The 9,464-nt window shown below is 50.4% G+C and carries 8 protein-coding genes; 3 read left to right on the forward strand and 5 right to left on the reverse strand.

The window, feature by feature from the left end; genetic code table 11:
- Positions 1-668: 668 nt before the first annotated feature.
- Positions 669-920 carry a hypothetical protein gene (locus AC0QH1_RS31140; protein WP_324635327.1) on the forward strand — a complete coding sequence of 84 codons (252 nt, stop codon included), beginning with the start codon at positions 669-671 and terminating at the stop codon, positions 918-920.
- A gap of 186 nt (positions 921-1,106) precedes the next feature.
- Here AC0QH1_RS31140 and AC0QH1_RS31145 read toward each other — a convergent pair whose 3' ends face one another.
- The 3 genes from AC0QH1_RS31145 to tyrS form a co-directional block, all read right to left on the reverse strand.
- Positions 1,107-1,607: a hypothetical protein gene (locus AC0QH1_RS31145; RefSeq protein WP_324635328.1), complete on the reverse strand. Its 501-nt coding sequence runs from the start codon at positions 1,605-1,607 to the stop codon at positions 1,107-1,109.
- Between the two features lie 91 nt (positions 1,608-1,698).
- The gene (pyrF, locus tag AC0QH1_RS31150; RefSeq protein ID WP_324635329.1) at positions 1,699-2,403 is read right to left on the reverse strand and encodes an orotidine-5'-phosphate decarboxylase; all 705 of its coding nucleotides are present in this window, start codon (positions 2,401-2,403) and stop codon (positions 1,699-1,701) included.
- Positions 2,404-2,564: 161 nt separating this feature from the next.
- Positions 2,565-3,803 (reverse strand): tyrosine--tRNA ligase, encoded by a 1,239-nt coding sequence (tyrS, locus tag AC0QH1_RS31155; protein WP_324635330.1) that lies wholly within the window; start codon positions 3,801-3,803, stop codon positions 2,565-2,567.
- 503 nt (positions 3,804-4,306) lie between these two features.
- Here tyrS and AC0QH1_RS31160 point away from each other — a divergent pair.
- Positions 4,307-6,232, forward strand: a complete 1,926-nt coding sequence (locus AC0QH1_RS31160) for a transglycosylase domain-containing protein (protein WP_324635331.1) — start codon at positions 4,307-4,309, stop codon at positions 6,230-6,232.
- Positions 6,233-6,350: 118 nt separating this feature from the next.
- Here AC0QH1_RS31160 and AC0QH1_RS31165 read toward each other — a convergent pair whose 3' ends face one another.
- Complete coding sequence (locus AC0QH1_RS31165) at positions 6,351-6,674, reverse strand: DUF1825 family protein (RefSeq protein WP_324635332.1); 324 nt, start codon at positions 6,672-6,674, stop codon at positions 6,351-6,353.
- A gap of 139 nt (positions 6,675-6,813) precedes the next feature.
- The gene (gene lepB, locus AC0QH1_RS31170) at positions 6,814-7,392 is read right to left on the reverse strand and encodes a signal peptidase I (RefSeq protein WP_442957403.1); all 579 of its coding nucleotides are present in this window, start codon (positions 7,390-7,392) and stop codon (positions 6,814-6,816) included.
- A gap of 794 nt (positions 7,393-8,186) precedes the next feature.
- On the opposite strand from lepB, the gene AC0QH1_RS31175 reads away from it, so the two are divergent.
- Positions 8,187-9,095 (forward strand): XDD3 family exosortase-dependent surface protein, encoded by a 909-nt coding sequence (locus tag AC0QH1_RS31175; protein WP_324635334.1) that lies wholly within the window; start codon positions 8,187-8,189, stop codon positions 9,093-9,095.
- Positions 9,096-9,464 lie beyond the last annotated feature (369 nt).

The raw sequence follows: 9,464 nt of genomic DNA on the forward strand, positions 1-9,464 counted from the left end.
CAACGCAATGGTTTTTTTCCAGTCCTGGAGTCAGTAATAGGGAAATAACCATTAAGCCAACGCAATGGTTTTTTTCCAGCCCTGGATTGGACTGCTGGCGAAATAACCATTAAGCCAACGCAATGGTTTTTTTCCAGTCCTGGAGTAGTAGTAGGGAAATAACCATTAAGTCAACGCAATGGTTTTTTTCCAGCCCTGAAGTAGTAGTAGGGAAATAACCATTAAGCGAACGCAACGGTTTTTTTCCAGCCCGGGATTGGACTGCTGGCGAAATAACCATTAAGCGAACGCAATGGTTTTTTTCCAGCCCTGGAGTAGTAACAGGGAAATAACCATTAAGTCAACGCAATGGTTTTTTTCAGCCCTGGAGTCAATAGTAGGGAAATAACCATTAAGCCAACGCAATGGTTTTTTTCCAGCCCGGGAGTAGTAGTAGGGAAATAACCATTAAGCGAACGCAATAGTTTTTGGCTCTACCGAACTTACTATGGAAAGTTGCGGCCAAAAACGCAATCAAACCTTTGCCAGCAGCAATATTGAGTCCTCTGCAAATTCTTTCCTTATCAAGAACAGGCAAGGCTGGCCTAAAACGCTTTCGTAGCAAGTGTTTTCCTGTCTGATGCGCGAGGATTTTACATACCAGGTTTGGTAGAACCGAAATTTCTTACTTGATTGAGCGCAGGCGTGTGGCAGATGAGGTGCTGACAAGAGTTTTAAATGCTGCGGACAATCCGAATGCGGGTATTTTGTTAGCACCTGTGGATCGCACTATTTCGGCAACTGTTCGACAAATTGACAGGGCAACAGTGCCAGATATGCCGGATCGGATTATCGCTATTACTGCTTTATCTTTAAATCTTCCCTTAGTCACCCGTGACAGTAAAATTCAGGCATTAACGACGATTCAAACGATTTGGTAATCAATCCACCAAATATGGACAGAACAGCCATATATTCCATGAACCTGCAAGCAGAATAATTGCATGTTAATGGAAGCCTAATTGAAGCCTAATTGTCCAAAATGAGGGAATATTTCCCGGAATTCAGTTAACTTAAAATAATGCAGTTTAAATGTACAAGACAGCGAAGCACTACCGGAGGAGTGATTAATCGCGATCGCCACAATCGCGCAACCACAGGCGAATCCCCCGCGCGATGTCACTATCACTGCTATCGCGCGGGGGAGTGGGAATCGCACCTTGGGGGTAAGCGGTGCGCGATAACATCAGCACCAAGCGCCAACCCTCTGCACTCGGCGTCAGAAACAGCCAGTGGTATTGCTCGTACTTCACCACCCCATCTTCAGCATAATAGCGCTCTAAGGTAGTAATGAAAACCTGCTGCAAATCCGCTGTCAGTGCTGACGATTCCTGGCGAGAAGGCAATCGGGACACTGGCGGATTATTCGGTCCGGAACCTTGTGGTAACGGTTCGAACTCGGGCAGACCGGCGAAAATCACGTATCGGGGCACGTACTCATCGCTGCGACGTTGAATCACCCGGTTGGCATACCCGGGCAAATCTGGCAACAAATCCGCCATCAGCCTGTCCAGGTCCGTGGGACATCGGGAGGGTACATCCAATTCGGGGATGTCCTGGGCATTCACGGGCCATAAACCATTGAACGTCAAAAGGCAAAAGATGAGGGAAAAGAGAGCTTTTGCGTTCTCGAGAGTATCTTTTGCCAATTGATGCATTCTATGACTCGATTTCCTGGCAAATCCGGGCAAACGCCGCCGCCGGATCCTCAGCAGTGGTGATGGGTCGTCCGATGACCAAATAATCGGCACCGGCTTTCAGCGCCTCTGCAGGGGTCATCGATCGCCGCTGATCCCCGGCGCTGGCCCAAGTGGGACGCACCCCCGGACAAACTAACAGAAAATCATTGCCACAAACGTTTCGCAGTTGGGACGCTTCCTGGGGAGAACACACCGCACCGGCCAAACCGCTTTCTTTTGCCAGCAGTGCCATTTGCAAGGCATATTCCGGCAACTCGATGGGTACTTTCAGGTCGAAGGCTAAATCCCGCGAATTGAGACTGGTCAGCAGGGTAATGGCAATCAGTTTCGGACTGTCTTCCCCGACGCTTTCTTGTAACGCCGCTTGGGCATTTTTAAGGGCGCTGCGTCCGCAGGTGGCGTGGATGGTGAGCAAATCCACCCCGTAGCGCGCCGCTGAAGCACAAGCACCGGTCACGGTATTCGGGATATCGTGGAATTTCAGATCCAGAAAAATCCGCTTTTGCCTGGTTTTCAAGGTAGAGAGAATCGCCGGACCGCAACTGACGAACAGTTCCAGACCGACTTTCCAGAAAGATACCTCAGGCAGGGCATCTACGAGGGCGATCGCCGCCGCTTCTGTAGGGACATCAAGAGGAACGATAATCCGATCGGCAACAGACATGAAGATAAATAACTGACTAAAGAATCATCGACAGGGTGGGGATAAAACAGGCAACACTTTGGCGATCGCATCACCCCCACCGATCGGGATTGCGATCGCCTGTAGGGGATGAGGCGGTAGCTCCAGGAGAGCCTACCAGATTCGGGCGAATTTCCCCCAGCTCAGCCCCGCCGACAGCGAACGAATTTTTTCTTACCCACTTGCAAAACCTTGCCTTCGAGAGCCTCTGGGGACTCAAAGGAGAGATTTTCATCGGTGATGCGATCGCCCTCAATCCGCACGGCCCCGCCTTTAATCTGTCGCCGCGCTTCGGAACTGCTCTTGCACAAATTGCTCGCACTGAGCAGATAAAAGAGCTTCGCGGGAAACTCCACTTCACTCAACGAGAATTCTGGCACTGCTTCCGCTTCGCCCCCCTGTCCGGCGACCAGAGTTTGAGCCGCCTGTTGGGCTTGATTTGCGGCGCAGGAGCCATGCTGCTGTGCCACAATATTCAGCGCCAGCAACTTTTGGCGATCGCGCGGATTTTCCGGCAACTCATCCAGTGGCAGACTCGTCAGCAACTCAAAATAATCCATCACCAGACTATCGGGAATCTTTTCGAGCTTGGAATACATGCTCAGCGGTTCTTCGGACAATCCCACATAATTGCCCAAAGACTTAGACATTTTCTGCGATCCATCAGTGCCGAGCAAAATCGGCATCAGCAAGCCAAATTGGGGCGTCTGACCGAAATGGCGCTGTAAATCGCGACCCACCGCAATATTAAACTTTTGGTCCGTCCCGCCCAATTCCACATCTGCGCGGACCGCCACCGAATCATACCCTTGCATCAGCGGATAAAGAAACTCGTGCAAGTAGATAGGATTGCCGATTCCGTAGCGATCGGCAAATCCCTCCTTCGCCAGCATTTGCCCCACCGTCATCGTCGCCAACAACTCCAAAATATTGGCCAAATCCAACGTGGACAACCACTCCGAGTTATAGCGAATTTCCAGCCGACCGGGAGTCTCAAAATCTAAAATCGAGCGCACCTGATCCAAAAAGGAATGGGCATTTTGCTTCACCTGCTCTGCGGTAAGCTGAGGGCGGACCTCGGATTTCCCTGTCGGATCGCCGATGCGGGCGGTAAAATCACCAATAATCAGCACCGCCGTATGGCCGGCATCTTGAAAAGCGCGCAGCTTTCGCACGGGGATGCTATGACCTAGATGAATGTCGGCACCGGTGGGGTCGATGCCCAACTTGACCCGTAACGGGCGCACTGCGGTGCTGATGCGGGCGACCAAATTCTCGTTTGGGTTGTCTGAGTTGGGAAGATTGGGAAAAATTTCGCTGACACCACGGTGCAGCCAAGAAAACGATTCGGTCACAGAATTCAATGGTTGTTTAGAAGCCATGCTTAGCAAATGCAGGGGTGGCTGTTGTTTACAGTAAAAGGGGGTCAACTCGAGCGATCGAGCGTCAAACTACTATAATTGCAAAAATTAGTGGCAACAATTCACCTTTATTGCATTGACCCAATCTCCTATCTTAGACCTGCAAAACCCCAATCCCCCGAAATTGACCCGCAAAGCCAATCCGGATCGCCTACACTGGAAGCCGTTAATCCAGTGAAGAGAAGGGGTGCGCGCAATGGCCGTGGTTTGAGTCACCATTATCATGGAGCTAGGAAAGACACTCCCGCGTCACCCGCTTTGGCAGTGACCGGATAAGGAATTTCCCCCCACCGGGGAGCAAGGCGGGAAAAAAACTCCCTGCCTTTTTACCCCCCACCGTCCCAACCGACTGGGGTTTGAGCTAAAATGCCTCTCGATTGACTTTACCCATCCCTGTGTGCCCGCGAAAGCCCCGTCAGCCTGAAATCCCATTGAGCCTTGTTTAGTGAGGAAGTGAAATCGCCGTGTCTACTAACACGATCGGACAAAACGCCCCTAGAGACTCCGCACCCATTTTTAGTTTTTTTCAAGGCGTCACCAAAGTGACAGCAGGAACCCTGCTGGGAATGACGATGCTGATTAGTTCTGTCGCAGCGGGGGGACTGGTCGGTTTGGCGCTCAGTTTCCGCAACCTCCCGGATGTGCGGGTTTTACGCACTTACGTTCCCACAGAAACCACTTACATTTACGACATCAAAGGTACGCTTCTGACCAGTATCCACGATGAAGCGAACCGCGAGGTGGTGCCTTTAGATGAAATCTCTCCAAACCTCAAGCGCGCCGTACTCGCGATCGAAGATAGTCACTTTTTTATGCACCACGGGATCAATCCCGGTGGAATCGCCCGTGCTTTTGTGGCCAACTTGGAACAAGGGGAAACCGTGGAAGGCGGTTCGACCCTGACGATGCAGTTGGTGAAAAATTTATTTCTGTCTCCAAAACGCGCCTTGAGCCGAAAAGCGGCAGAAGCAGTGCTGGCTATTCGGTTGGAGCAAATCCTGAGTAAAGACGAGATTTTGGAGCTTTACCTCAATCAGGTGTATTGGGGTCATAACCTCTATGGCATTGAAACCGCTTCTCAAAGCTATTTTAATAAGTCGGCTTCTGAGTTAACTTTGGCTGAGTCGGCGATGCTGGCCGGCATTATCCAAGCGCCTGAAGATTACAGCCCGTTTGCTAACTATCCGTTGGCAAAACAGCGACAGGCGGTGGTGTTAAATCGGATGCGCGAACTGAAGTGGATTACTGCTGAGGAGGAAGCGCAAGCGCGCAAGCAACCGCTTCTGGTGGGCCGCGTGACTTCGTTTCGCCAAAGTAAGCTTCCCTATGTGACGGATGCGGTCATTCAGGAGTTGTCCCGTCGCTTCGGTCGCGATGCGGTTCTTAAAGGCGGAATGCGCGTCCAAACAACGATTGATATGAATTTCCAACGCATGGCTGAAAAAACGGTGCAGCGTTGGCACGATACTCTTTACTATCGTGGGGTGTTCTATGGCCGCGATAATGGTCAAATTGCTTTGGTTGCTGTAGATCCGCGCACCCACTTCGTGAAGGCGATGGTGGGTGGCGCGGGTTTTGAAAAAAGTCAGTACAATCGGGCGATTCAAGCTCGGCGTCAGCCAGGATCGGCGTTTAAGCCGTTCGTTTATTACACGGCTTTTGCTACGGGTAAGTTTTCGCCGGCGTCGGTTATTGCGGATAGTCCGGTAAGCTATCGCGACGGAAATGGCTATTACTCGCCGCAAAACTACGGCGGTGGCTTTTCTGGCGCGGTGACGATTCGCAAGGCGTTGGAGGTGTCGCTTAATGTTCCGGCGGTGAAGCTGGGCCAGTGGATCGGTCTGAATAAGGTGATTGAAGTTTGCCGCACTCTGGGCATGACTAGTCCGATGGAACCGGTGATTTCTTTGCCTCTCGGGGCGATCGATTTGACGCCGATGGAAATGGCAGGGGCTTTTGCTACTTTTGCTAATAATGGTTGGCACTCTGAGCCGACTTTTATCGTGCAAGTTACGGATAGTCGCGGCAATATGTTGCTGGATAATACGCCGAAACCACAGCTGGTTCTCGACCCTTGGGCGGTGGCTTCTCTCAATAGCGTCCTGCAAGGGGTGATTACTAGCGGGACGGCGAAGAATGCTCGCATCGGACGTCCGGCGGCGGGTAAAACCGGTACCACGTCTTCGGAACGGGATGTTTGGTTTGTGGGTTATGTGCCGCAGCTGTCTACGGCGGTTTGGGTCGGTAATGATGACTATACTCCCCTGGCTGCCGGTTCTACCGGGGGGACGACTGCAGCTCCGATTTGGCGCTCTTTTATGCACCAAGCTATGCAGGGTCAACCGGTGGAATATTTCGATCCGCCCTCAAAATATGACCCGCCACGATAGATAAAAGATTTGAGGGGTTGGCAGGTTGATCCCGGAAGTAAAAAGCGATCGCATCTGCGATCGCTTTTTCTGTCTGGTTCCTCTTTCTGGCGCGAGTCTGAAGGGCAACCGGATTGGCTTACCTCTGTTTTTCCAGTTCGCTCTTCATCCGCTCTAAGGTGTTGTGCATCTGGTCGAACATCTGCTGCGGTGTCATGCCAAATTGATTGAGCTGGGTCTTGAGCTGCTCTACGGTCATCTGCGCCGTGAAGTCTTCGGATAGTTCAAAGCGCTTCATAAAAATCCGATAGCGCTCCATCATCTCTTCCATTTGCTCGATGTAGAGCTTTTTCCCTTCTCGGTCGAATTTGCCATAACTGCTTCCGAGTTCGATCAGGTCTCGATAATCCTCAAATAGCTGTTTGGCTTCTTGCTGTATGATTTCAGAATCAAAAAAACTCATTGCTGTGCCAATTTCTCTTAAATTTGTGTCCCCGCTTGGATGGGCATTCCCACCGCGTATATTCTCATTTTAATGCAGGATGGGGAAGCTGTTAACGTTCGGATATCCCTCTGTAGCAGTTGGGGACGGTAATCGAGAATTAGTTTTGTAGAAAACCGATCCGATCGAGGGGCCAAAATCTAAAGATGGCTCTCCCAATAATATGTTTTTTGGGCAAAAATCCCCATACGTGGGAATCGTTGCTGTTGTTTCGGTTGTCTCCCATGACGAATACGCGATCGTCGGGTACCGCTTCTGGCCCCCATCGATATGCGGCGGGTTCGGCAATGTAGTTCTCTTCTAAGGGTTGGTTATTCAAATACACTTTGCGGTCTTGAATGGCAATGGTTTGACCGGGGGTGCCAATCACTCGTTTGATGAAGGCTTGGTCTTTTCTGTATCCGTATCGTTGCAGTTCTGGGGGCGGATCGAAAACGACGATTTCTCCCGGGGCGGGAGCACGAAAGTTATAGGAGATTTTTTCCACCACTACCCGATCGCCCACTTCTAAGGTGGGTAGCATCGATACCGAAGGAATATATCTCGGTTCTGCAATAAAGCTGCGGATCAGCAGCGCTAACCCCAGGGCGATCGCTACAATCTGAACGTTTTCGTGCACTTGTCGCCACATTGACACTCCCGAGTCGGTTGCTTTTGTCTCTTTTTTCTCTACTTCCATCCGATCCTTTGACGCTAAAGGTACCCAAACATTGCCGATCGCGTTGCGTAAGCTCTGTAGTGCCCATACTCGGCTTTGGTGGACAGTACAAACCCACCCTACAACTACAACTGCCCTACAACTGCGCCTCGTCGGGTGGCCAGTACACACTTTACAACTCAGTCGGCAAGGGTGGTCTGTACTGCCCACCCTACAACTGGCTTTTCTCCAGCTTCGCATACCGTGAAGGCATTTTATCCTATCTGCGATCGCCCCGCTTCATCCCTTGGCCCAATTCCCTTGCTTGGATCCCCTGGCTGGACCGATCGCTCCCCTTTCTCCCCCTCCAACAGGCGATCGCTACGCTCTTTCCCCCCCTCTCCACCCTACCACCAATTGATAGCAAACCCTCTCAAACCACAACCTTAAATTTACGTAAATTTGGATTAATTAAAGTGAAAACCATCTTCCTCGGTTCGATTGGTCAATCCCCGATTGATAGAGCAATTCACCCTGGATCGGGGTAAAGTTTCCTCCGTAAATTCACTAAAGACAGGCTAACTCTATAAAAAATTTACGAAGTGTTGCAATACAGTCAAACTACCGTTTTTCCTGGAAAATAATCCGATAATGGAGGAAAAGGCTAGCTGAGAGGGACAAATTAAAAGGCGATTCGACTTCTTCACCGATGACGCGGCAGCAATATTCATCAAAACTTTAAAAAAATCAGGGGGTGAAAGGGTACGTTCTTTACATTAAATGTCCTATGATGAAAAATGTAGGGAGTGCAAAAAGCATTAAGGAAAGTCAAACTTATGAAGACTCAAACACTGAAAACTTTAGTCGGAACGGCTGCTGCTACCGTTTGTCTCCTCGGCGTCACGGGTCAAGCCGCCAATGCAATGCCCGTAGAACCGATTTCGGACTGGGATTACGCGATCGATTCATTTAATGATGGTTACAACCTCGGCACCATTGGAGCAAATAGCGGCTATGAATTCTACGGCATGGCCATCAAAGAAGATACAGCCAACAATAGCATTTTGGTGGCGCTCAATGCCAATATGCCCTTAGCAGGCAACTCTTCTAGCCATGCCAATGACGATCATATTGGCTGGGGCGATTTGATGTTTAACTTCTCTGGAGACAACTTGGAAACGGCAAACACCAACCGCAACTTGTTTGGCATCCGCTTTGCTCCAGGTACGGACTCTGGTGTGGGTATGGGCGTTTATAGCGATGTAAAGGCAAAAAGCGTCACCGGCGCGAACTCTGGCTTTAAGCACTTAAAGGAGCACCGGAATAAAGTGTCGAATAAAGGGGGCACGGCGACTATGGCCGATTTGGCGCAAACCGATCCGTATTTTGCACAAAAAAGCCGCCCACTCACCTCGATTAAATCGGGTACGAAAATCGGTGATGTGAATATCCTCAGTGACATCAGCGGTTTAGGAATAGACTTCGGTCAGTTTGGTGCGATCGGCAATCACACCTTTGGGTTTAGCTTTGATAAATCTTTGTTGCCAGTGGGTGATTTTGTCGCTCATCTGTTTGCAGAATGCGCCAACGATGGAATGGCAATTGAAGGCGAATTCCAGATGGCGATGAACCCGGATGACCCCAATACTGAAGTTCCCGAACCGACGGGTACGGCTGCGTTGGCACTGTTGGGCTTGAGTTTTGTCGGCGATCGCCTCCGCAAGCACCGTGCGATGAGTGCCTAAAGTTTCTATTACAGGCATTACGCTTCATTGAGCCATAAATCCCTAGTGCCGATTGATAGTCACGAGTGCATTATCCTCCAAGGGTGAATTTATCTCTCTCAAAAAAATAACTGATGTGGATAAAAACGGTAAAACAGTTGCGTGTTTTACCGTTTTTTTGCTGTTTTCCCGTTGGAAAAACCTCTCTCGGGAACTCCAGAAGTCGGGTGGACATTGCCCACCTTATCGCATCATGCTGTTTTTAAATTAGCCCACGTCGGAGGAGCTTTCGTCCTACGGGTATTGCAGGTTAACACCGAGGGGATCGCGACCTTGGTAGCCCCGTCTCTTTAGAGCGGGGCGGAAAAGCGACTCGTGCGGCTTTAGCCG

The sequence above is a fragment of the Phormidium sp. CCY1219 genome, assembly GCF_055795085.1.

Bases quoted from the DNA above. Each gene is read 5' to 3' on its own strand.
- lepB (WP_442957403.1), bottom strand. From the start codon at position 7,392: ATGGAAGTAGAGAAAAAAGAGACAAAAGCAACCGACTCGGGAGTGTCA.
- AC0QH1_RS31175 (WP_324635334.1), top strand. From the start codon at position 8,187: ATGAAGACTCAAACACTGAAAACTTTAGTCGGAACGGCTGCTGCTACC.
- AC0QH1_RS31165 (WP_324635332.1), bottom strand. From the start codon at position 6,674: ATGAGTTTTTTTGATTCTGAAATCATACAGCAAGAAGCCAAACAGCTA.
- pyrF (WP_324635329.1), bottom strand. From the start codon at position 2,403: ATGTCTGTTGCCGATCGGATTATCGTTCCTCTTGATGTCCCTACAGAA.
- tyrS (WP_324635330.1), bottom strand. From the start codon at position 3,803: ATGGCTTCTAAACAACCATTGAATTCTGTGACCGAATCGTTTTCTTGG.